This is a genomic window from Aliiglaciecola lipolytica E3 (genome assembly GCF_000314975.1).
In the GTDB taxonomy this organism is placed as follows: Bacteria; Pseudomonadota; Gammaproteobacteria; order Enterobacterales; family Alteromonadaceae; genus Aliiglaciecola; species Aliiglaciecola lipolytica.
In genome coordinates this window covers 84651-108628 of the sequence record NZ_BAEN01000004.1, presented here as the reverse complement: position 1 = coordinate 108628, position 23978 = coordinate 84651, and the positions used below count along the sequence as shown (strand labels likewise).

Annotated in this window: 22 protein-coding genes, 1 tRNA gene and 1 pseudogene; 10 read left to right on the top strand and 14 right to left on the bottom strand. The window is 39.0% G+C overall.

Annotation, left to right across the window (positions count from 1 at the left end; all coding sequences use genetic code 11):
• From GLIP_RS00795 to GLIP_RS00785, 3 genes are all read right to left on the bottom strand, one after another.
• The coding region (locus GLIP_RS00795) for a response regulator (RefSeq protein ID WP_040521526.1) at positions 1-858 on the bottom strand (858 nt) is incomplete at its 3' end.
• Between the two features lie 886 nt (positions 859-1744).
• Entirely contained in the window at positions 1745-2047 is a 303-nt protein-coding gene (locus tag GLIP_RS00790; protein ID WP_040521525.1) for a DUF3718 domain-containing protein, read from the bottom strand.
• Between the two features lie 433 nt (positions 2048-2480).
• Positions 2481-2810: a hypothetical protein gene (locus tag GLIP_RS00785; protein WP_008842632.1), complete on the bottom strand. Its 330-nt coding sequence runs from the start codon at positions 2808-2810 to the stop codon at positions 2481-2483.
• A gap of 355 nt (positions 2811-3165) precedes the next feature.
• Here GLIP_RS00785 and GLIP_RS00780 point away from each other — a divergent pair, with 355 nt between their 5' ends.
• Positions 3166-4578: a YdgA family protein gene (locus GLIP_RS00780; protein ID WP_008842631.1), complete on the top strand. Its 1413-nt coding sequence runs from the start codon at positions 3166-3168 to the stop codon at positions 4576-4578.
• Positions 4579-4754: 176 nt separating this feature from the next.
• Positions 4755-4831 (top strand) — tRNA-Ile (locus tag GLIP_RS00775).
• Positions 4832-4872: 41 nt separating this feature from the next.
• On the opposite strand, the gene GLIP_RS00770 is transcribed toward GLIP_RS00775, so the two are convergent.
• Both GLIP_RS00770 and GLIP_RS00765 read right to left on the bottom strand, forming a co-directional pair.
• The gene (locus GLIP_RS00770; RefSeq protein WP_008842630.1) at positions 4873-6063 is read right to left on the bottom strand and encodes a HAMP domain-containing sensor histidine kinase; all 1191 of its coding nucleotides are present in this window, start codon (positions 6061-6063) and stop codon (positions 4873-4875) included.
• A 95-nt stretch (positions 6064-6158) separates the two neighbouring features.
• Positions 6159-6854 (bottom strand): response regulator transcription factor, encoded by a 696-nt coding sequence (locus tag GLIP_RS00765; protein WP_040521559.1) that lies wholly within the window; start codon positions 6852-6854, stop codon positions 6159-6161.
• A 199-nt stretch (positions 6855-7053) separates the two neighbouring features.
• On the opposite strand from GLIP_RS00765, the gene GLIP_RS00760 reads away from it, so the two are divergent.
• From GLIP_RS00760 to GLIP_RS21840, 3 genes are all read left to right on the top strand, one after another.
• The gene (locus GLIP_RS00760; protein ID WP_153886228.1) at positions 7054-7704 is read left to right on the top strand and encodes a hypothetical protein; all 651 of its coding nucleotides are present in this window, start codon (positions 7054-7056) and stop codon (positions 7702-7704) included.
• A gap of 18 nt (positions 7705-7722) precedes the next feature.
• Entirely contained in the window at positions 7723-8400 is a 678-nt protein-coding gene (locus tag GLIP_RS00755) for a DUF2306 domain-containing protein (RefSeq protein ID WP_008842627.1), read from the top strand.
• 89 nt (positions 8401-8489) lie between these two features.
• On the top strand, positions 8490-8849 hold the full coding sequence (locus GLIP_RS21840) for a hypothetical protein (RefSeq protein ID WP_008842626.1): 360 nt from the start codon (positions 8490-8492) through the stop codon (positions 8847-8849).
• On the opposite strand, the pseudogene GLIP_RS21610 reads toward GLIP_RS21840, so the two are convergent.
• Positions 8756-9118: pseudogene (locus GLIP_RS21610) on the bottom strand (tryptophan--tRNA ligase); the annotation flags it as partial. The gene GLIP_RS21840 and the pseudogene GLIP_RS21610 sit on opposite strands and share 94 nt — an antisense overlap.
• A gap of 761 nt (positions 9119-9879) precedes the next feature.
• Between GLIP_RS21610 and GLIP_RS22425 the strand changes: the two are divergent.
• Positions 9880-10380, top strand: a complete 501-nt coding sequence (locus GLIP_RS22425; protein ID WP_008842625.1) for a prepilin-type N-terminal cleavage/methylation domain-containing protein — start codon at positions 9880-9882, stop codon at positions 10378-10380.
• Positions 10381-10547: 167 nt separating this feature from the next.
• Here GLIP_RS22425 and GLIP_RS00740 read toward each other — a convergent pair whose 3' ends face one another.
• Together GLIP_RS00740 and GLIP_RS00735 are read right to left on the bottom strand one after the other, a co-directional pair.
• Positions 10548-12374, bottom strand: coding sequence for a hypothetical protein (locus GLIP_RS00740; protein WP_008842624.1), 1827 nt, complete (start codon positions 12372-12374; stop codon positions 10548-10550).
• A 30-nt stretch (positions 12375-12404) separates the two neighbouring features.
• Positions 12405-13571: a hypothetical protein gene (locus GLIP_RS00735; RefSeq protein WP_008842623.1), complete on the bottom strand. Its 1167-nt coding sequence runs from the start codon at positions 13569-13571 to the stop codon at positions 12405-12407.
• Positions 13572-14260: 689 nt separating this feature from the next.
• Here GLIP_RS00735 and GLIP_RS00730 point away from each other — a divergent pair.
• Both GLIP_RS00730 and kduD read left to right on the top strand, forming a co-directional pair.
• A complete protein-coding gene (locus GLIP_RS00730; RefSeq protein WP_008842622.1) occupies positions 14261-15454 on the top strand; it encodes an MFS transporter in 1194 nt (397 codons plus the stop codon).
• A 174-nt stretch (positions 15455-15628) separates the two neighbouring features.
• The gene (gene kduD, locus GLIP_RS00725) at positions 15629-16393 is read left to right on the top strand and encodes a 2-dehydro-3-deoxy-D-gluconate 5-dehydrogenase KduD (protein WP_008842621.1); all 765 of its coding nucleotides are present in this window, start codon (positions 15629-15631) and stop codon (positions 16391-16393) included.
• 256 nt (positions 16394-16649) lie between these two features.
• Here the strand turns inward: kduD and GLIP_RS00720 are convergent, their stop codons facing one another.
• Positions 16650-17543 (bottom strand): TIGR01777 family oxidoreductase, encoded by an 894-nt coding sequence (locus tag GLIP_RS00720; protein ID WP_008842620.1) that lies wholly within the window; start codon positions 17541-17543, stop codon positions 16650-16652.
• Positions 17544-17820: 277 nt separating this feature from the next.
• Positions 17821-18564, bottom strand: coding sequence for a hypothetical protein (locus GLIP_RS00715; RefSeq protein WP_008842619.1), 744 nt, complete (start codon positions 18562-18564; stop codon positions 17821-17823).
• A gap of 379 nt (positions 18565-18943) precedes the next feature.
• Here GLIP_RS00715 and GLIP_RS00710 point away from each other — a divergent pair, with 379 nt between their 5' ends.
• Entirely contained in the window at positions 18944-20158 is a 1215-nt protein-coding gene (locus GLIP_RS00710) for a winged helix-turn-helix domain-containing protein (protein ID WP_008842618.1), read from the top strand.
• 3 nt (positions 20159-20161) lie between these two features.
• Here the strand turns inward: GLIP_RS00710 and GLIP_RS00705 are convergent, their stop codons facing one another.
• From GLIP_RS00705 to GLIP_RS00690, 4 genes are all read right to left on the bottom strand, one after another.
• A complete protein-coding gene (locus tag GLIP_RS00705; protein ID WP_008842617.1) occupies positions 20162-20542 on the bottom strand; it encodes a glutathione S-transferase N-terminal domain-containing protein in 381 nt (126 codons plus the stop codon).
• A 122-nt stretch (positions 20543-20664) separates the two neighbouring features.
• Positions 20665-21456 carry a hypothetical protein gene (locus GLIP_RS00700; RefSeq protein ID WP_008842616.1) on the bottom strand — a complete coding sequence of 264 codons (792 nt, stop codon included), beginning with the start codon at positions 21454-21456 and terminating at the stop codon, positions 20665-20667.
• A gap of 100 nt (positions 21457-21556) precedes the next feature.
• Positions 21557-22342 (bottom strand): type I methionyl aminopeptidase, encoded by a 786-nt coding sequence (map, locus tag GLIP_RS00695; protein ID WP_008842615.1) that lies wholly within the window; start codon positions 22340-22342, stop codon positions 21557-21559.
• Complete coding sequence (locus tag GLIP_RS00690; RefSeq protein ID WP_008842614.1) at positions 22335-22541, bottom strand: ParD-like family protein; 207 nt, start codon at positions 22539-22541, stop codon at positions 22335-22337. Before GLIP_RS00690 ends, map begins: the two co-directional genes overlap by 8 nt.
• Positions 22542-22852: 311 nt before the next feature.
• Here GLIP_RS00690 and GLIP_RS00685 point away from each other — a divergent pair, with 311 nt between their 5' ends.
• The gene (locus tag GLIP_RS00685; RefSeq protein WP_008842613.1) at positions 22853-23968 is read left to right on the top strand and encodes a c-type cytochrome; all 1116 of its coding nucleotides are present in this window, start codon (positions 22853-22855) and stop codon (positions 23966-23968) included.
• The last annotated feature ends 10 nt before the right edge of the window (positions 23969-23978 follow it).

Genomic DNA, 23978 nt, shown 5'->3' with positions numbered 1-23978 from the left:
AGTTTTATTATTAGAAATTAGTTCAGATACACTTCGATGTTGTCCTAACACGACTGGATGTCCCTGACTAAAGTTCAAATCCAACTGACTTGCGAATCCACGTAAACAAGTGCCAATTAAGATATTCGCAGCATCCATCAACAATTCGAGCTGAACTTGGTCGTCCACTTCTTCGGTGATATCCATTATTTTAGCTACATCACCAAAACTTGAATCACTCAATATGAATAACGCTTCACCTGACACTCCTGCGCCCAAAAAGCCCTGACATATTCCAGATACCGTATCTTTATCTTCAATATCTTGCAGCATCATATGTAATTCTGAGACTTCGATAAGATTAACGTTTGGGATAGGCAATTTTACGAACACCTTGAGCATACGGGCCAAATGATCACCCGCTTGCCCCATGGCGATATTGGTGATCTCTTGATAACAATCACGTATATCCGCAGGCAAAGCGGACGCTTCAATCTGCTCTTCCTCTTGCTCAGCACCAATAATATTGTGTTTCACTAGTACATCGTGAATAAGCTCTGGATTAACTGGCTTTTCAATAAATTCGATAGCGCCGAGCGCTTTTACGCGTTCATGTGCTGTAGGTTGAATATCTCCGGAGATAACAATAACTTTTGAGTTGAGTTGACGTTGATGAATAGCTTTTAAAGTCTCGTAACCGTCCATCACAGGCATATTCAAGTCTAAGAACATAAGTTGTCCTTTGCCTTCTTCAATAGCAGTGATTGCTTCACGACCATGTTTAGCAAAATGCACAGCAACATCCCAATCTTGGGGGAGACATTTCGAGACCTGTTTGCGGGCGACCATAGAATCGTCACATATCAACACTGAAAACATATCTTTTAAAATTCTCTACTCAAACGAAAAGTCATTATTGGAATATGGTTCTAAAACGAATCGGTAAAAATAATCAACAAAAGGTAGAAAATTCATTCGCTTGTCAACTTGCGTATGTTAATAGATAGCAGTTCTTGTCAATAATACCAAGTATAAACCTTACTTTTATCTTTGGTTAATTATTTACTTGTATTCAACTGACGTACATTCAAGTCACCTGCGATAAAGTCGCTTTATGATCAACATCACTGCTGTTTTTATCGGCGTACATTGGGGAAGCTTTATTTACCTCGGTAGATTCACGTTTATATAGCTACCATTAACTATTGGAGAGTACGGATAATAAATTAGCCATACAAAAAAAGAGGCTGTGTTTTGCAACAAGCAGCCTCAATCTAATCCAGGAAACAATACATGTTTTAAAATAGGGTTTTTAAAGCATGTATTCATCGGGTCACTACTCCGACGTTTAAAATTTTAGCTTTCTATCACCCCATTTTCAGGTGTTTGTGATGAAAGCACGCTCTGCTGGGATTAACGTCCTCCTTTGTTGGTTTGAAATTTCGAGACATTCGTACTGGGTATAGCCAGTCTACAAGCTGTAGGGCGGGCTTTAGCCCGTAAGCCTATGAAGCTCCCCTTCTGGAATAAATTCCAGACTACAACTGGTCACCCGTGAACCGCTCTCTGGAATAAATTCCAGACTACAACTGGTCACCCGTGAACCGCTCTCTGGAATAAATTCCAGACTACAACTGGTCACCCGTGAACCGCTCTCTGGAATAAATTCCAGACTACAACTGGTCACCCGTGAACCTCTCTGTGGAATGAATTCCAGACTACAATCTGTAGGGCGGGCTTTAGCCCGTTGAATAACATTTTCAAATTAGCGCTTGGCTAACATTTCGTCATAATTAATATTGGCCTTACGGGCTAACAAACCAGCGGTTTTTTGTGCTTCATGCATCACTGCAAATTCGAGCGCTGATTTGCCATTGCACATCAACCCATTTGCTACCAACTTATAACTTAAATTGCTCGACTTAATGGCATTGTTCAACTTGATTCGGCTGTCACTTTTTAATGCTTTGCAAATTTTAACTAAAGACGCTTCCTGAGTAGGAGTAAAAGAAGTTGCAGCATTCGCACTATGAGTAGCGAATGCACCTAACACAAACGCTACAGCCACCTATTTTTTTATTATTCACGCTATTAAATAATTTCATTTTTGGTTCCACCTTTGATTAACTTAATTAAATGCCAAAACGGAATTCATTTCGGCTTTAATCTACTCCTATCTAGCCAATAATACCCTTCCAGAACTAAAGCAGATTTGTCATTAACCCTAAGTGCAAAAACTCAAGCTGCACAGAAAATATCGCCAAGTTACAGAAAGTTGAGATAAAGAGATAAGCAGATAAATTACTGCGATAGATGGTCGTGAAATACTGCCTGCTACCGTAAATTGCACACGCTTTGTTACAAACACCTTAATGTGTCTAGAATTTAAATTGGGTTGCTAAATAGAAAAAAGACTAAGAAATGTAAAATGCGTTGAAGGTGAAACTTAATCAGGAAGGAATAACAAAGTGGCTCAATTGAACCACTTAGTTAATTTGCAATTAAAATGCGTTGTCTTGATGGATTTTTATAAACAATGGCGTATCTAACTTACTATAATCAATTTTATATTCTTTACCGTTTAACGTTTGAACAAAAATCAACGTTTTCTCATCACCAAACACATCCGTCAATGTGACATCAACTAACTCCATGTCTTGCATCTTAGCTTCGCGTTTGTTTTCAGGTACTTTACCTGTGAATAATTTTAGTGCTTTATGAGTAACCAGAACTGGCGGATTGTCTTCGCCATTTAAAATAAGCAAGTCTAATTTTCTTATCTTATGGATGATGGTATTTCTACCACTTACCAAGAAAGGTTTTTCAGTCATAAAGTCTCCGCTTTGGCTAGATGCCATTTATATAGTTTTAATTCTGCAGCTGTGATTTGAATGTAACAAAGTTTTTTCGAGGTTGCACCCCTATTTTATTGACTTTCAAGCAGATTTCACAGTTTTTGCAAAGTACATCAGGGAATTTCCCTAAAGAATTAATTAACATTATATAAACATTTTAAGCATTTGAGAAAAAATACAAGCGAATAACTTTGCTTTTTCAGTGAGTTTTATTGGTTAAAGCTCTGTGTCATAATCCATTTCTCCAAGGGTAGGAATTTTTCCTACTAAATTCAAAATAGATTGGCCGCTCAAACTGTATGTTTATCGGTTCTCAAGGAAGTTTTACACAATGAAAAAACGCTACCTCGTTCTCGCCATAGTTCTAGCGACAATTCTCATTTTACCCAAATATATCAGCACCCAAGTTAGTAGCAATATCGATCAATATATAACTCAGTTGAATAATTTAAATGGGTATAGCGCTGAAGTAGTGGAACTTAATGAGGGTTGGTTCAGTTCGAATGGGCTTGTTAAAGTAAAGTTTGCGTTAGCATCGTTAGGCCAAGGCGACGACTCGCCATGGAGCGAAAGTGAACCTGAAGTGTTGCTTGAATTCGTATCTCATCATGGACCGGTAATTTTTACCGATGGTGTCGATATTGGACTGATCAACTGGGACGTAGTTTATGCTGGCGACGTTTTGAGAAGCAAATTGGAATGGCCAGAAGAAACAAATTTCTATGAATTGTCTATCAACAGTGGACTATTCGGCGCGGCTGATTTGGAAGACCGTATCGTACCTTTTACTGTCAATGATCAAAGTACAAACCAAAATGTTGTTTTTTCTGGATATGAAGGCGAAGGTAAACAATCTAGTGATGAGTTTTCATATGAAGGAAAGATTGAAACTTTCCAATTCACTTCTGACGAAGGTAAATTCGAAGTTGGAGACGTTTATTTGTCAATGACTTCTGAAGGCGAGTTCATTGCTGCGATGAATGGTGAAATGTTTGACTCCAGTGCATTACTAACCATGGATAAATTGGAAATATTAACCGCCAACGGTACTCAGCAAAGTATAGATTTAAACAAGCTTTCGTTTGAAGTTGATACCAACATTGACGAAAAAGAAGAGTTGGTGAACATTTCTCAAAAAATGACTGTCGAAAATGTTTCAGCCATGAATTACGACGTTTCAGACTTCAAGTTAAATATAGAAACAAATCGAATTAGCCTCGTCTTTTTAAAAGCATATCAAGAGTTTGCTAAGTCATTGTCAAAGCTCAATGAAAATGAAATGAAGCAGCAATCCATGGTCTTTTTCCAACAGAACTTATTGTCGCTATTAAAAAGCCAACCACAAATTAACATCAGCGACTTTTCAGCTACACTACCTGAAGGTAAATTCGTTGCTTACAGCAATAATCAACTAATCGGAATTGATGCGTTACCTACCACACCAGAAGATCCAAAATTTTGGTTGGAGCACACTGTTTCTGATACAAAACTTGAATTAGACAAAGGCGTAGCCAATCTCTTTTTCTCACGTTACATGATCAGCCAATTGCAACTTAATCCACAAACCGCTGGCATGTCTCCTGAAGAAATTGAACTCATAGCCGCGCAACAAGTACCTAACATGATTGAAGGTTTAAAGGCACAAGGCTTCATAACCGAAGAAGACGATAAATTAAAAATGCATTTTTCTTTGAAAGACGGGGCAGCAATGCTAAATGGCAACGCCATACCCTTGCCTTACTAGACCACGAAAAACGAAATGAATAGGTAGTTAAAACACTACCTATTCACAGTTTCACAGCTGAAACGCGCATTTTTTAAGCAAACGGAAAATTCCACCTTACAAAGTAATGACAACGCCGTTAAAACTGCTTATACTGCGCACCGTTTTGAAAAACCTAGTTCAGAACATCTGCAAATGGCCCGATAGCTCAGTTGGTTAGAGCATCCGACTCATAATCGGCAGGTCCCCTGTTCAAGTCAGGGTCGGGCCACCACCATCTCCTCCCCCGTTAATGATGAAGAGCCCTGTTTAACATTAAGCAGCGATTGGTAACTTAAAAATAAACGTACTACCTTTGCCAAGCTCACTTTTTACTGTTAAATCGCCGCCATGAGCTAATGCGATACGTTTGCATAAAAATAACCCTAAACCAACACCTTTATTGCTGCGGTTGTTTACGTTTTCTGCTTGAGAAAAGGGCTCAAACACCTTAGACAAAAACTGTTCATCCATTCCTGAGCCAAAATCTCTTACCGAGATTATTAGTTGATTTGAACTCTTTTTACAGGCAATAAGTACAGGGCTTGAGTCGGTGGAATGGGTTAGCGCATTTTCAATTAAATTTCGCACTAAAAACTTAAAGCGGCCTAAATCAATATCAATGACTATCTCTGGAATTGAGCCTTCTAGTGTTAAGTTGTCTATGCCATCAAAACTATTAGTGATGTCTGCTATCACATTGGGAAAGTAATATGGCTCTAAATTTAATAGTTTGTGTGAATCTCGCAGCCGTTCACTTTCTAGTAGTTGCTCTACAATGGCATCCATTTTGTTTATTTCGCGATTGAGTTTTGACACAGTTTGGTCTTTATTTAAAAGTGCTAACAACACCTTCATTCTTGCCATAGGAGATCTTAATTCATGGCTAACGGACAGTAATAATTCATTCTTTGAAGCAAAAAGTTCTTCTAAATTTTCAGCCATAGTATTTAATCCATTGGTGAGTTTTCCCAAGTCATTGGCCGGGTGAGTTTGAATGCGGTGTTTAAGGTTGCCTTGGCTAATTTGAGTGGCGCTGTCTATGGCGCTTTGGATTGGACTTAATTGCTTATTCAACAACTTATAATTAACAAACAATACTAATAGCACACCAAGCCAAGGCCAAAACACCAGCCAGTTTGGGTAAACGATAAGGTTAGCTATTTGCGAGGTGACCGCGATGGTTGTGTTATTTGATGTGGTAAACACAAAATACTTCGTGCCTACTTTTGTAAAAAACAGCTTGCCGAGAGGTGTTGCATTATTCATTAGCTTTTCAGGTGTTGGTAGCGGATCTCCGGTTAACCAAACCTTTTCACCTCTGGTAATTTGTATCGCCACACGATTCTTTTTAGCTTCTGTCTTTAAATGCTCAATATCGATTGCCCCTGCAACTAATTTAGCCATCATCTCATGCAGCGCTTCATGTCTGTCTAAAACAATTTGCTGTGCCTTTTGTTCAGACATGGAAAAACTCCCCAGTACAACCAGAACAATTAGTAGCAGTGTCGTGATGGCAAACAGCAAAAAGAAGCGCGTGTATAAGTTCAAGTTTGGGAGTTTCACAACCGCTTCCCAATAAATGTGTAACCAATGCCCCTGATGGTTTTTATAAACATGGGAGCTGCGGCAGAATCATTCAGTTTTTGTCTTAGTCGACTGAGCAATATATCGACAGCGCGACCATATAAGTCAACTTCTACACCTTTTAAGGCACCCGTAATTTGTTCTCGGTTATAAACCTTACCAGGGTTGGTCGCCAGCGTATAAAGCAAGTGAAATTCCATGCCGGACAAGCTGATCTCTTCACCGCTCACTTTAACTAATTGCTGTGCGGGAAAAATATCAAGGCTAGCAAACTGAATGTGTTCTTGTATTTCGGTTTCTTGCTTTTTACTCCTTGTTCGTCGAAGTAAGGCTTGTACTCTGGCTAACAGCTCTAATGGTTCAAAAGGCTTGGGTAAGTAATCATCAACACCAATTTCGAAGCCATGTACTTTATCTTCTAACTTACCTCTAGCAGTTAACATAATGATAGGTAAAGTGTATTTTTTTCGGATCTGTTCACATAAAGTAAAGCCATCTATTTTTGGCATCATTACATCTAACAGCAGTAATAGTGGTGCTTCTTTTTCTATTAGAGCCATCGCTAAAAGCGGATCATTGGCTACGACGAGCTCACATTGATGATTGTTGAAGAAAGCAGCTAAACTTTCCGTTAACTCTTCATCGTCATCAATTATTAATATCTTTGTCATAGTAGCTACTTGTGTATTGTTTACGACATATTCTTTCATGATAGAGTCAAACACAAACCTTTCATTGCAATTGTTACACTATGTTACCCAAGCCATTAGTGGAAGTGGGTATGATCGCTCCTAATTACCAACAAAGGAGCATTTTATGTCACTACTTAACAACAGTAACAAATCCATCGCGAGATTATTAGCATGTTTGATGCTTGTGCAAATGATCTTGGGAATAGTTTTAAATTTCTATTTTTTAAAACCAATTTTAAGATATGAGGGCTCAGTAGGTACTCAAGAACTCATCTATATACTAGGTATTGCAACTCTTGTGGCGCTTATTATTAGTTCACTTAATTTAGTATTTGGTTTGCTACTGCCAAAAGACAGAGTGAGTAGACAAAGCGGCATGTTTATTATCCTTATTGCCTTGGCTGCAGTAGGAATAGCGCTTTCTACAGTTGAATACGCAAAACTGTCTGAATACGTAGTATTTTTAACAGGTGGTTATTTAGATGCGGGTTCAAGTAGTGAGATATTCGAGTCACTGAAAAAGCTACTGGCGACAGGAAGAAATGAGGCGCACTTTTTTTCAATATTTATATCAAGTTTAAGCTTGTTGTTTTTCTATGGCTTGGTTTTAAGAGAAAAACTGCTGCCAACTTACCTTGCCAGTTTCGCGGTTTTCTCCGTAATACTTCAGTTGATTGCAGTTGGCCATACCTTTTTTGAATTATCCATTCCAACGTTAATTCAAGCGCCTATCGCTCTAACTCAACTTATTGTGCCGATTTATCTTTTAGTGGCAGGGTTTAAATGTGACCCACATTTAGTTAATGAACAGCTTGAAAAAGCCAGTTAATACTAGAGGAATCTCCCCATGTTTTTATCGTTTTTTTTAGTGTTTCATATATGTGCGGGTGCTATCGCTCTGTTAGCTGGGTACTCAGTGATTGTTGCAAAAAAAGGACAGATGGCACATAAGTACTTAGGTCGAGTTTATGTCCTAGCAATGTTAGCGCTTGGGCTTACTGGTACATATATAGCGATTATAAGAGAAATACCGCTTTCGATGCTAAATGGCCTAGTACTTTGCTACTTTGTATTGTCTTCAATAAACACGATTTGGCAAGCGCCTAAACAAACTAATGCATATGATAAGCTGCTGTTTACTTTTGTCATTCTGATTACGATTGGCTTTGGTTGGTATTCTTATTTAATCACCCAGACAGAGAGCAAAGAGCTAGGTGGCTTTGGCATTGAAGCTTATATAGTTTTCGGCAGTGTTATGGTTTTATGCTGTTTCGGTGATTGTCGTTTTCTAATACGTGGTGGATTAAGCGGAAATAGCAGATTAGTTAGACATTTATGGCGCATGTTTTTCCCACTTCTAATGTCGACAGCAGCATTCTTTCTTGGCCAAGCTAAACACTTACCTGAGTCTATACAACGAATAGAGCTCTTATTACTGCCCGTCGTTTTGGTCGTACTTACTACGATTTACTGGATAACTAAAATGCAATTGAAACAAATTAAAACTAAAGCAAAAAATTTGTGAGAATTATTTTAGCGCTGCGAACCATTAGTTAAACGCGTCTTGTCAGGCTAGAAAGGTAATTTTGTTGGATTAAGGATAGAAGACCAGCTATGAAAATAATAATAAGTAAATGGAAGTTTAAGTTTATCACGTTCATCGTATTGGCTTTTAGTTTACAGCCTTTGTCAGCTGTTTCGGCAGAAAATACAGAAATTGTAAAGTTGAAAATTGCTTCGATAGTCTGGTGCCCTCAGATCTGTCCTAAAGAGGTCAATAAGGGCTACGTGCAAGACATTGTAGAACTAATATTCTCAGGTAAAAACTATGAATTAGAAATTCATAGCATGCCATGGTCACGAGCAATAAAAATGGTAAATGAAGGAACAGAGCGATTAAAGCCTTTGCTTTTTATCTCACTCTTTACTGTTGGATTGCGCTCAAGTCTTGAAATGGTTACTAAGTTACTATAGTACATTGTTAACTCAGCAAGAGCAGGTAGTTGCGATTGCAAGCAAATATTAGTTTTCAGAGGGTCTATTCCAACAGCTAAGTAGTCATCCACTACATTTAATATGTTGGATGACACCTTTGATGGCTTATGTGCATTGTCAATCAGTCCCTGAATATCAGCGTCGAGGATTGTTTGATCGTGTTCATTTTGTAAAGATACACGTTTCTTCAGCGAACCAACATAATGGCCTAGATGAAGAGGACCAGTCGCTCTGTCGCCAGTTAGGATGGTTTATCGTTTAGTGTTTGTTTGATTGTTCATGAAATATCTCCGAATGAATAAATTGTGCTACTGGAGATATAAAGAACATACATACTTAGCTACCTTCCAGCAGCAAAAGAATGTACGAATTCCGTGCCGCTCAGAGTGAGCGCCACCAATTAGAAAAAATTGTATTAAGAAGTGTCTTATTCATGAACGAAAGCGTATCAAAATATATGGCTGGCCTCAATCAATTCGGGGAAAGTAATGTAAACACCAAGATTGTTGGACATTACACTACCTAGTCACTTTATCACAGAGTCATATCAATTATGAGCATTTACGTTGACGTATTCTGGTGCAATAAAGAGTTAATTAATCGTGCTTATTGTAGCGCTAACTGATTAGCATTAAACAAATTTGACTGCCTCTTGTTTGCTCATATCTGACTGAAATAAGCCACAATAACATCAAGTTTAGCTCGTTCAATATCAGAGCTACTCGTATATTAAATTAATAAGAAAATTGTCCCTTACGCTCTAAATTTTCTATGATAGAAATTAATTGATTGTTAGTGGCCTAAATTTCATACCACATTTCGGTTCGAGTCAGGGTCGGCCACCATCTCCTCCCCCGCATTCAGGCTGGCTCTACCCATAAACGGGGAAGAGAAATCAATTGCATTGCCGAGAACATGAAGGTATTACTAGTTTAAATAACAGCTTTCAGCTACCTTATTATACTGCTCCACTTACGAATTCAGCCACTAACCTCTTGAGTACATTTTCATGCTACAAAATTTACACCGCGGTTTTACGTTAATTGAATTGATTATTGTGATAGTTATTCTTGGTATTTTGTCGGTGGTTGCAGCTCCTCGGTTTATTAATTTACAAGGTGATGCAATATCTGCACAAATGAGCAACCTGCAAGCGGCTTTAAAATCGGCTAACACTCTAACGTTTACGAAAGCGGTTTTAGCGAAACAAGAAAAGTTGAATCCTGGCTCAGTTTCTTTAGGCAACACCAACGTTAGCACCACATTGGGACATCTTACGCCCGTGGGCACCAATATTGTCAAAGTACTACAAGGCTCCTATGAAATAATGCTCAATGCTAACGATACGATTACCGCCGACTGGGGCGTTTATGATTTGCCTGGTGGCAGCTCTGTTTATATTGTCCCACAAGGCTATGCTACCTTTGACAGTTGCAGTTTATTGTATAATGTCGATGCCACTAATATCAGTGAACCCGTATTCTATAGCCTGACCACAAGTGGTTGCTAAACAAGCAAATCGTTTGCTGTCCATCGATAGTGTTAGCAACCTAATACTCTAAGTGATTCGTTAAAATTATTTAAATGAATATAAAAACAGACTACCTCATAAAAAGTAGAAGCTTTGTTTTTGAAAACAATAAATGTGACGTCCCCCTTTCCAGCAAGCAACCTTGCTCAATAAGTACCATTGTTACCTAAATCAGTTAAGCCGCTATTAGCAAAAACAACGTAATCAAAATTGTTTGCAGAGCGATTAGGGTGTGGTTTAGTCGCTACGCCGTTTCCAAACAGTGTCGTCCATGCAGCATTCGCATGATAACCGGCCTGATTCACTTCACCATTAAAACATTCAGTAATGGTATTTGGTCCGGCTACATTGAAAGGCCCTGTGGCAAAACTATTAGCTGGAGGAGTTAAAGTTGTCTCGGACGGAAGCTGAATAAAAAATTCTGGAACTTGCGCATGGGTCGAATCTGTACAGAGAGAGTTCCTTGCTGTCCACTGATACCCCATAGTACTATGTGAGCATCGTCTAATTTGCACCCCAGATACGCCACAAATTTTAGCAAAATCGTTAGAGCTCCAGTATTCATCTGGTAAATGCGCAAAAGCATGGCCCATTTCATGAACTATTGTTCGTGCTACAGTAATGGAAGGATTATCTGATGCACCAGGTGCTAGATTTTGTAGATTCCAACAAATATGCAAATTCCCTTGAGAAAGGTTGGCAGCAGCAGAAGGGGTCGTGCAACCGCCAAGACCTGGTCTTGGTCTATTTCGTATACAGATATGTACATTAGAGCAACTGTTCTCTGTATATTGAATATTTCTAATCAAGAAGCTACCGCCCGTAGCGCCGTAAAAACGCCAAACAGCTTGCCTTATCGTGTTTTTAATAATATCTCGTTCGGTATTCGATGCAGGTGTGTTTTCGATTCCCACTCGCATTATTTGCAGGTCTCTATTGGCCTGATTATAATGCTCACCTGCGATTATATTCACAATGTGATTGGTTGTACCGGTGGATGAAATCACAATGTGCCATCCATCACTGCACACAGGTAAATCCAAAAACATAGGTTCACCTGAGTTCGCCGATTGTTTAGTTACTTGAAATCCGCCATCACCTCGAGTTGGCTTTCTGCCACACCTAGCAAAAGCCTCAATATCGTGTACTGAAACCGCCGCGTTTGGCATCCACACTGCAAGCGTTTGTGGGTTTGTTGAACTTTCCACAATGAAATGTATGGAGTCTTCACTGTTTGCTTCTAAACCACCTAACAGTACGCCTATGATTTGATCATAGATTTGAATGGTAATAGGGTTTTGCCGGCCACGACGCATTCCAGAAACTGGAGTGACTTGGATCTGATCCAACAAAAAGCCAGTATTTTCATTTTGCGGAATCTGCGACTGGGACCGCCAAGGAAATGCCTCATCATGAACAGAAGCTGGGCCACTAATAAATGTTAATTCTGCACCAGGATTGGCGAGTGAAAAAATAGATCCATCTTCGGTTTCGTCGATTTGTAAAAATTGCGTGATAGCAGAACCAGATGTCACAGGGCCGTTTATTTCGTCTGCTTTAATTACGGACACACTTGAATTGTTTCCTAACCAATTCAATTCAACTCTGTCTATTTTATCTGCATCAGGCATGGTGCATGGCATACCTGATGCCGCGATATCGCGTTCGTTACATTCATCCTGAGATAATCTAAGTGCTGTGATTACCGGGCCACTAATTTTGATACTTCCAATCCAAGAATTTCCTATTATCTTCCTTTGAACTTCGAGTAAAGGTGAATATGAGCTATGTCCAATACTTCTAAGATATTGTCCTCCATTCTGATTAGACAAAATATCATTGCTGTCGTTTGTACCAAAATTGAAAAGAATATTGGTCTCTACTTCTAGCGCTACTTCCTCAAAACTCTGTGCGAAAGATTGAGCAGAAATCAACAACCAAAACAATAAAGTAAACGTAAATTTAGTTAGCATCTTGAAGTCCTCCTTTAGAGCAGTTCCTTTCTAGTAATTTGTCCATACGGGCTTAACAGACGTACCGATATTGTTAAAGGTGGCAAAATTGTGATTGAAGACAAACCTGTTACTAAAGCTACCACTCAAATCTGTAATTATGTTTTGCGATATTCGCATTTCAACAGTGGTCCCCCAAGACGGCATATCGCATTGCAGCATAATACTGCTCATGGCATTGCGATGAGGGCTTGTAATAGGAGTGCATTGTTGTGGATTGCCCGAAAAAACCATGGTGATAAAATTCATTGCATTGTTATATTCGAAGTTCGGCATCTCATTTGACAGACTGATACCAAAAACACATCGATTTACTCCGTCATCATCAAGTGCACAACGTGTAAAGGTATTGGTTGCTATATAGGATTTACCTAAATAAATAGTTTCAGTTATTGGGGTGTCGAATAGACCTGTAGAATGAGCTTCTGGAAGCAGGTTTTCTGCAATTGCCGGAGCAAGGTCTAAATTAACAATGTAAGCACCATCTTCCAATTCATCTATTGGTAATAAGCTAAATTCCCATTGAGACACCCAAGGAAGCTGCTGACCGAATAAATTGTATCTACCTATAACAATGCGTGTTTCTATTGGTTTTTGCTGACCTATTTTTTGAATGGTAAAGCCTGATGAGATAGCTTTTAATAAACGTTTCTGGAATTCATCCACTTGCTGTTCATACATATCAGGAACAGTTAAATAATCAATTGATAACGCTAGAATGAGATTTCCAGAATCATCGCGTTGTATTAATGACTGTACCTCAGTTTCGGTCGCATTGCGGTTATACGTAAAAGGTTGACCGAGACAATCTCCCATTTCGACAATAACTTGTATAGAAGTGGATAATTCGCTGTCCGCGACTTCTGCACTGATAGTGTATGAGCCAGGCATAGCGGCAAAAGACGCTTCCTGACCCGTACCATTTATCCTAGCATCGATATTCTCACTGTCAGACTCGATAGACCAAACAATATGGGCATTATCAAGCGCTAACCCTGATGAATTTAGTGTTAAAAATGTTTGTTCACAATGACTAAATGATCGACCTAAAGATGAATCGATTGAGACTTGGTTTACTCCTTTTTTAGTGGAGCAACTCGCAAGTAATGTTAAGAGCAATATAAATACGGATAAGCATGAAATTGACTTCCTTTTCATAAGATCTCTCCTATTTGACCTTATTAAATGTTAGGTGATAATTACTAATTTACAACTAACCCTCAGTCTCAATAGAGTATGAAACGAGTAACTTTTTGAATATTCTGAATATTTAAATTGAATAAAAAATAGACAATTCGCGCCAAATATTATTACCTAACTTCTATAGTGGATTTTTACTCAAACAAGTTAAATTAATTGCTATTAAAATGTTGGGTTATCATTAGTATTTGTCACTTAAATTATGAAATGCGTATTTGGCAAATCGAGAGCTAAAGCAGATTCGTGAAGAAGTGGAAGACACTTTTACCTATGAAAATCGGTAAAACGGGCAGTTAAGCTATGTCTGCTGTTGTTAACATTTCCCAAGCTTTGTAAACACCGAGTGAATGGTGATCGATTATGATGAAATTGAGTTTATAAATTATCGCTGGACAACAGTAAAAACGCCAGTTAGTCGTTAAAACGTAGAATTTAATAGCTAACGCACGGTATAATCCAAGTATCAAATAATAAGAAAGTATTTCGACATTAACGGCTTATTAGTTTTACTAAATCAGCCTTTCATTAATTCTAGATCCCCTACAACAATTAAATTAATTTTGGTTCTCCGTTTGTTTTTAGCATTAACGGATAACTTTGTTTTCCGATTACGTGATTTCGTTTGCTCTCATCTTTTAAGGTTTTATATGTCTGCATCTCAAACTGAGCACGGCTCGACGGTTTGGCCCCTACTTATAATGGCGCTTGGCGCTTTTGTATTGGGGTTAACTGAGTTTTCATCAATGTCCATGCTGCCGTTGATTGCCGACTCGTATAGCGTCACCCCTTCGCAAGCGGGAAATGTGATCAGTGGTTATGCCATAGGTGTAGTTATTGGGGCGCCTCTGTTTATGTTGTTAACTAACAAAACCAACCGGCGGACTTCGTTAATTATATTCGCTGCTATGATGTGTGTTGGCAATGGATTAAGCGCAATAGCATCGACGTTATCGGAATTGGTCATTTATCGAATATTGTCTGGATTGCCTCATGGGGCTTATTTCGGTACTGCATTACTAATTGCTGCTAGCATGGCTCCTAAAGGAAAACGTGCCAGCTATATGTCGAAAGTGTTTGCTGGTCTCACCATTGCAACGATTGTGGGTGTGCCCTTAGCAACCTTAGTTGGACAGTCAATGAGTTGGCGAGTCTGCATGGCCATAGTCGCGGTGTTAGCAATGATGACTTTGGTCCTAATATATTGGTTAGTTCCAAGCTGTCCGGTAAAAGAGCCTTCTCGCTTACGAGAAGAGTTTAGTGTGCTTAAAAATAAGTTAGTTTGGTCTATATCAGGCATTATTTTTGTGGGTTTTGGAGGCGTTTTCTGCATTTATACTTACCTTGCCGATACCATTATAAATGTCACACAAACACCTGTTGTGACCATTTCTATTGCCATGATGATGTTTGGTGTAGGTACGACGATTGGTAACCTAGTCATCAGCAAATTGGCTGATAATTCTCCAATAAGTACCACAGGTATTGCTTTGCTGTGCAGTGTGGGGATCTCTGTAATGTATGTGTTTGCTGCTAGTAATATTTGGTGGTTGTACATTACCGTATTTTTGTTGGGAGCAAGTGTTGGCTTGGCCGCAGTTATTCAGTCAATGTTACTCGACGTTTCGCCAAAAGGTCATGCCATGATAGGAGCATTGGTGCAATGTGCATTTAACACAGCTAATGCGATTGGACCAATGGTTGGCGGCGCGATGTTAGCTTCGGGTGCAAACTTTAATGAGATTGGTTACGCCTCTGCAATGTTATTTTTAGGTGGCTTTGGAATGTGGGTACTGAGTTATTTACAGATGCGTACTAGAAGTATGCAACCTGCATTGAGTTAAATTGCTTAAGTTGGAATTATCGCCTATAAAAAAGAGCTCACCCCCTTTTCATACATGCTTTGGTTTTAGCACAAATACGCATACATTTCGTAGGTCGATGGGAGGTGAAAATCAAGAGTTTAGCGATATGGATCACCTCACTGTAAGTGAAATTTTTTAATTGGAGTTAGTTTGATGAGTAATATGTTTGATTTAAGCGGTAAGGTTGCTTTGATTACTGGAGCTAGTAGAGGTTTAGGACAGGCTATTGCACTTGGTTTAGCAAAAGCCGGCGCTGATATTATTGCGGTAGCTTCAAAAAAAGAAAATGTAGCAGACACAATGGCAGAAATCGAAAAGCTTGGCACAAGTAAAGTCATCGCACTTGGATGTGAGCAAGATAAACCCGAGCAAGTTAAGCAACTTGTGGATGATGCAATCGCAGCTTTTGGTAAAGTCGATATATTAGTGAACAACGCAGGAACAATAAGAAGAGCTCCTGCCGAAGATTTTTCTGACGAAGATTGGGACTTAATAATGGAGGCAAATATTAATGGTGTGTTTCGTCTATCAAGAGGGATAGGTAAACATATGTTGGCCAACGGTAGTGGAAAAATCATTAATATTGCATCTTTACTCAGTTTTTCTGGCGGTATTACGGTTCCTGCTTATAGCGCGTCTAAAGGGGCTGTAATGCAATTAACCAAAGCACTCGCAAATGAATGGGCCGCAAAAGGACTCAATATAAACGCTATCGCTCCAGGATATTTTGCGACTGACAATACATCCGCATTAAGAGCTGACAAAGAGCGCAATGAAGCAATATCAGCTAGGATCCCTGCAGGTCGATGGGGAGAGCCTGAAGATTTAGCAGGTGCAGCAATATTTTTAGCATCGTCTGCCTCGGATTACGTAAACGGGCATACACTTTTAGTAGATGGTGGTTGGATGGCTAGATAAGTAATTCCTATACCTTAATTATAGCTTTGTATGCTTGCCAAAATGGTAAATATACAAAGATTTTTCCATTCACTCTTACCCCTGTTGCCTTTCAATTGACTAAAATTATTTAAACCAATTTTTTATTGATTTAGGTTTAATGCAATTTTATCAATAACAACTAAATACAAATCAAAATCTGCATTAATTTAAATTAAGGACTCTACCCAAAAAATGGGGAATCAGCATTCATCGACTGTGCGTACGCATCAAAGTGTTAATACAAATCCGAAAACGCATCCTCAATTGTGGGAAAAACAAATAAAAAACCACTGTTGAGCAATTTTTTGGGAACAACGCGTTGCCCATAAATTAGTAAGTCTGCCATCTCACCCATAGCGAGTTTCAAGGCAATCTTTGGAGTCGTAAGTAAACAGGGTCGATTCAGTGCATTCGCCAATGCTTTTGAAAATTCTTTATTGGTTACTGGGTTAGGTGCTGTGAAGTTATAAATTCCAGTGCAATTTGCATTGTCTATTAGATGCAAAATGCCGCCAACCATATCGTCGATATGGATCCACGACATATAATGATCTCCCGAGCCGATAGGACCACCTAATCCCATTTTGAAGGGCAATGTCATTTTATCTAGTGCCCCGCCCTTTGAAGATAAAACAATACCTGTGCGAAGCACACAAACACGGGTTTTATCATTCGCTATTTCGAGCGCTAACTTTTCCCACATAGCACATAGTGCATGGCTATATTCCTGGTTTGGAATATCAAAACTTTCATCAATTTTTTGTTTATCTTGGCGGCCATAAAAACCTATCGCTGAGCCACTGATAAGCAGTGCTGGAGGATTTTTACTTGCTGCAAATAATTCCCCTAATTTCGCTGTCGTTCCCCATCGGCTTTTTTCTATTTTAGCTTTTTGTTTTGTCGACCAGCGTTTATTAATTATAGGTTCACCCGCCAAATTTATCACCACGTCATAATCATCTAAAGTCGCTAACTGATTTAGGCTAGTAATATAATTTGGCGATTTACCCAGTTTTTTAGCCGCACTTTCGGGATGGCGAGTTAATACTGTAATGCTATGTTTATCGCTAAGTTGGGCAATCAAGTGAGTGCCGATTAAACCGCTACCACCTGTTATTAGAAAATTCATGTGAACTACCTCTACTTAATGCTAAGTAAATACATGCCAAAAGGATCAAAAAAAGTATAGCCAGTGACGAAAATTCGGATAAGCATAAACACTAGTATTGAGACTTTTTGTTGTTTAAGGCGACTATAGTTTTAACACATCTTTGATGTACTAGAAGTATAGCTGAGGAATGTATTTAAGGGGGTTCATATAAAGTTAAAAATAGAAGCCTGCTATTCACAGACTCCTATTTTGACTCGTACTTTGCCTTTTTAAACTCCTAAACATGTTACCTGTATTAAATGGCTTTGTTTTGTAAACCAAATAACAACGTAACCAATAAAGCGACTGAAAAAAGATGGATTGTGGCTGGAGAACTCACGTCAAAAGTGCGTCTTACAGTGTCATTTTCATCTACTTTAATAGGCATGAAACCACCTTTTCCATCTTTCAACCCGCCTTGCAAAAGTTCAATGTCTCCTGGTGGGAATACATTTCCTTTGATGCCGCTACCAGAGACAAAAGTGCCGTCGGCCAAAGACCAACTCAAGGATGCTAATAAATCTTCATAGTTTTCAAATATCATTTCAGCATCTTCAAATAATGCGTCGATGATAAGCGTAATGGTTTCGCCCGGCATTATTTCGCTGCCAAAATCTAAGCAAAATGCAAACACATCAAAAGCATCTAAAAGGCCACCGTGTTCGTCACGATCGATTAGACCTTGAGAAGCACCTGTTACCTCTATTTGCTCGCCAGCACTGTTATACACTGTGTCGGCAAAAACAACATGATCCCAGTCATAGCTAAAAATGTTTGGTGAGCCAAACGAGGGGCCCAGAGACGCGTCAAATGGCAATTCAAAATGCAAATCGGTTATTGGCGAAGGCGGATCTTCTGGTGCAGTGAACTCGATACCCACAAACGTGCCCTGTGCTATAGGCTCATTGTCTCTGATTATTACGGCAAAAACTGAATTAGATATTAGAATGAAACATGTCAGAACTGACATTAAATAACTTGGTTTAAATAGGTTGTTCATAGATTTCTACCTTTGTAAAAAGGCAAGATATCAAAACATCATTTAACTTGAGGTACCTTGTCGAAAGAATTGATGCAAGGACATACAAATAACTTGCATATAGAATATTAAAGGCAGCATTATTCGAGCCAAATAGTTAACGTACTGATTAATTAGGTTAATAATTTACCATGCAAAACAAGTTTAAAATAAGTGTAAAAAAGTCGGACGGAAAATGCCATCTTCGACAATCTTCCCCCATTCTACTCCGCTCCTATGACACTAGACAGTTAAGTAATTAGTGACCACACCAGTAACCGATTAGCTGGAAACTGACACTTGAGTGCGTCGCTTTTACAGTACTATACTACCCCCTCAATTTAGACAACACGTGATATAGATGGATGCCCAACATATCAGCCTGAGTGAAGCGCGAAAATTAGCGATCGTGAGTCAAGGGTTACATAAAGTAAACCCCTTCGGCTACGGGACAAAAGGCGTTTTAAGTGCCCTGCAACAACTGAGTTATGTACAAATCGATACCATCTCGGTTGTAGAACGCGCACACCACCACAGCTTTTGGAGTCGTGTGAATGATTACTCAGTAGACATGCTCGCTCTATTAATGAAAGATAAACAAATATTTGAATATTGGTCGCATGCTGCAGCCTATTTACCTATCGAAGATTACCGTTTTTCATTACCTAGAAAACAAGCCTTTGCGGGAGGCGACAAGCATTGGCATACAAAAGATGTAAAACTTAATCATGAAATTCTTCAGCGAATTAGCTATGAAGGTCCTTTGCGAGCCAAAGATTTCGAGCGTAGTGGTGGAGAAAAATCTTCGGGTTGGTGGGATTGGAAACCCGCCAAAAAGGCTCTGGAACAGCTGTTTATGGAAGGCAAAGTAATGACAATCGAACGACGTGGTTTTCAAAAAGTATATGATCTTACAGAAAGGGCCTTACCTGCAGACACAAACACAATCCCTCCCACAGATGAGGAGTTTTTTCGTTATTTAATTACCCGATGTTTACAAGCCAACGGATTAGCAACTTTGTCAGAAATCACCTACCTACGCAAAGGTATTAAAGCAAAAGTAGCACGACAATGCACAGAGATGCTTGAGAATAATGAATTGCGACTGTTGAAATGTGAAGGACAATATTATTACGCTCTACCTAACAGTAATAACTTGTTAAGAAGCCAAATTAAGCGCTCACAAGTGAAAATTTTGTCACCTTTTGACAATTTATTAATTCAACGAAAACGAATACTACAGTTGTTTGGTTTTGATTATCAGATTGAATGCTATTTACCACAAACTAAACGCAAGTATGGCTATTTCAGCTTACCATTGTTATGGGCTGATAATTTTGCTGGACGCATGGATGCCAAGATAGATAGAAAAACTGGTCGATTACATATACAACATCTACACATTGAAACCTCAAAAATTGAGGCTTTTTTACAAGCATTTCTTCCCACTTTAAAGGCATTTTTGACTTTTAACCAAGGTGATAGTATTGAATTAAAACGATTAACTAGTGCCCATTCATTGTCAACTCAACACGCTATCACATACCAACAGCAAATCGAAAAGTTGCACTTTTAAATTTTAGTTAACAGTTCCAAAACGCTGTTCTAAATATTTTATAATGTCTGAGCTTTCATACATCCAAACATCTTTGTTATCTTCGCTAATGCGTAAACAGGGTACTTTACTTTTGCCGCCCTGCTGAGCTAACTCAGTACGATACTCACTGCCCTTTTTAGCATTGCGAGTTTGCATTGGAAGATTCAATCGATGCAGTGCACGGCGAGTTTTAATACAAAACGGGCAGGCAAAAAATTGATACAACGCCATGGATTGAAGTTCTTGCTCCACTTGTTGTTGTGCTTGCGCGCTGCGTTTTTGTTTAGAGGGGCGAGTAATAAAGTCTACTAGAACAATGATATAGCCAAGGAAATTACGGATGATATTCAATAAAAATGACATACTACGGATACTACCTTAAAAACGAAAGGGCGTATTATAAACACTTAGTATTTGAAAATACGCTCTAAACGCAAAATATATTGAATTTAGAGCGAAACGAATCCATTTGCTAATGCAGAAGCTTAGCCTTTATTTTCTTTTCTTTTTAACGCTCGGTCGTAGCGACTAAATAACTCTTTGTCTTGTTCAGAGGCTTCGCCTAATTGCACCACGAACTTATCACCTTCAAATTGATGATAATAGACATACTCCATCATGGCATTGAGTCCTCTGCTATTTTCGAAAATAATAGGTTTTTTAGCGCGTACTTTGCTGTCATCAGTTGGGTTTTCGCTTACATCAAACCAAAACCGTTGCACAAAGTTTAATCCTTGATACCAAGCTTTAGTCAAACTAGCCATCTCATCATCTTCAAAAATAAAAAATGTGACCGTATCGTTTTTCAGGGTAAATGGAGAATAATTATATTTATATTCATCATCTGACTCATCCACATAACAGGACTCAAGTAAGTTCATTATGTATAAATCTTCAACATTGCCTTTACTGATCTTCAAATAATAGGTTTGAGTATCAGATTCACTAGAACTGTTTTTTTTACTTGTCTGAATATCTAACCTGTAGCAATCAAATTCTTTGCTAATAGTAACCGGCATTTCCAAGGAAAGGATGCCGTCGTTAGCGACAATATCAAGCACCGTTTTTTGATCGATATAGCGTTGATTCTCACCCATAAAACCGCTCAGTGAGTCTTTAGTATCTAATTTAAAATAAGCTTTTTTGTAGCCTGCTAACAACATTAGCTCATCATCTTTATCGATAAGTGGTTTTTTGGTGGAAATTGTATAGGGTGACGAACACGCAGTTAAAATAAGACATATTAGTAACGTAAGTGTTTTTGTTGCTTTCCACATTTGTACTTCCCTAATGCTATGTGATTTAGTTTTTAATTATTCTGTTACTACAGCCAGACATTCTAACTCAAAAATCTAGCGGGCCAAACCATGTTTAAGGTTAAGACCCATCTAAGCACTTTTCTTCCGGCCGCAGCGTTAACACTTCGTAGCCATCGCTGGTCACCAGAATTGTATGTTCCCATTGCGCGGAAAGTTTTTTGTCTCTAGTTATAACAGTCCAACCATCTTTTTTTTGCTTGGTTTTGTAGCTACCTTGATTAATCATTGGTTCAACCGTAAAGGTCATTCCAGGTTCTAGTGTAATGCCACTATTAGGTGCTCCAAAATGCAAAATTTGAGGTGCTTCATGCATTTCCTGTCCAATACCATGACCACAATACTCTCTAACAACACTGAATCCATTTAGTTCAGAATATGATTGTATGGCATGACCAATATCCCCGGTGGTTGCTCCTGGTTTGATGCAAGCAATACCTTTCCACATCGCTTCATAAGTCACCGCCACCAACTTTTTTGCGATCGGCGAACAGCTGCCAATTTCATACATTTTGCTACTATCAGCAATGTATCCATTCTTCTCCAAAGTAATATCGATATTGACTATATCGCCATTTCTTAACTTTTTGTGATGCGAAGGTACACCATGACAAACAACTTCGTTGATAGAAGAGTTCAACACATATTGGTAGCCGTATTGTCCTTTACTGGCAGGTCTAGCGTTTAGCGTTATCACTATGTAATCTTCCACAAAATCATTGATTTCCATGGTAGTGATACCTAGTTGAACAACCTCATCCAGAGCGCCAAACACCTTCGCAAGTAACTGCCCAGACTCGCGCATAAGCGAAATTTCTTCTTGAGATTTAATCTTTATGTCACTCATTGACTAACTTCACAGTGGTAACATTTTTCTGGCGCATTTCACGTTCGAGAATTTGCTCATAGGTCAAGGTGGGGTTTTGTTCGGCTAAACGACCTATTTTGATCCAAAATTCCGCTTGAGAATTAATTGAACGCTCCATTACAGCACTATTTTTTCTGACTTCTTCGTGAAGTCCTTCGGAAATTTTTACGATGCCCATGCAGACCAACCAAATAAATACAATACAATACGATACGATACGATACGATACGATGAGATACATTATGTAGCATAACGCATACTTCATCAAATATATTATCTGTGGTTGTTTTCTTTGGCTTAGCTTTAAAATCATAAGCTGTCATCGCTTTGACGAACTGAATGATTAAGCTTACTGAACAAAATAAACTTATTATGCTTAAGAAAGCTAAGAGCATTTGATTGAAAACCGACAGTAAAAGGCGTTAAATAAACAAAACACTATTTCTGGGGCAATGGAAGATCCAAGGCCTATGTACATGGAGAGTAGTTATGAAAAACTACAAATGGTTATTTTGGTTAGTGATGGTTACGCCTGGATTCGCGCAAGCTGCGTTGGCGAAAAGTCAGTATGAAAAACAAGATCCCCCACGAGAATTAACAGAAGAACAAGCCAAAGTAGCAGCAAACAATTATCAAAAGTATTGTGCTTTGTGCCACGGCGACAACCGCGAAGGCCACAAAAATGATCACGCGCCATCGCTGCGCAGTAAAAGCCTGTTTGAATCGGGTGTTCCTCACTCGATTTTGCGCCCCATGTCATATGGCCGTCATGGCACAGCTATGGGTGGTTATTTAGATGAAGTTGGCGGCCCAATGACACTCGATGAAACATGGGACTTAACTTACTGGCTGTTTTGGCAATCTGGCGCGCAGCGAGTAAAACTGAGTGAAAACCCCGTTCACGGCGATGTACCTAAAGGCGCAAAAATTTATCAACAATATTGCACAACCTGTCACGGCGAAAATGGAGAAGGTATCACCGCTCCAGCTTTATTCAATCCATCTTTTCTAGCCCACAATAAAGACGAGTTTATCCGTTATGCAATCGAGCAAGGCCGAGATGGCACTCCAATGTTGCCGTTTGCTGAAACTCTATCTGAGGAAGACATTGATAATGTCACTGCATTTATTCGCAGTAAAGCCAGCGCAGCGAAAATAACCAAGGTCGCATTGCAAGCAATCCCTACCCCAGACCAATATGTCATTAACCCGGAAGGAGAAAATGCAAAATTCGAATTAGATCAGGGAAAATACGTTTCCTCTAAAGATTTACATGCAGCTATGCAAGCCAATAAACGTATGGTATTGATAGATACTCGGGTAACTTCTGTTTGGCAACGAGCTCATCTAGCAGGCTCAGTACCATTTCCATACTATTCTGATATTGAAAGTCGAGTGGGAGACATGCCAAAGGATGTGTTAATTGTTGGTTATTGTTCCTGCCCTCGCGCTGCTGCTGAATATGTGATGGAAAAATTTAATGACGCTGGCTACAACAACACAGCCGTATTATATGAAGGCATATTCGGTTGGATGAACTTAGGTTACCCCGTAGTTCGTGCTGAAGGGTTAGAAGTAATAGATGAAGAATTGGAAGGTCATTAAAAACAGACCC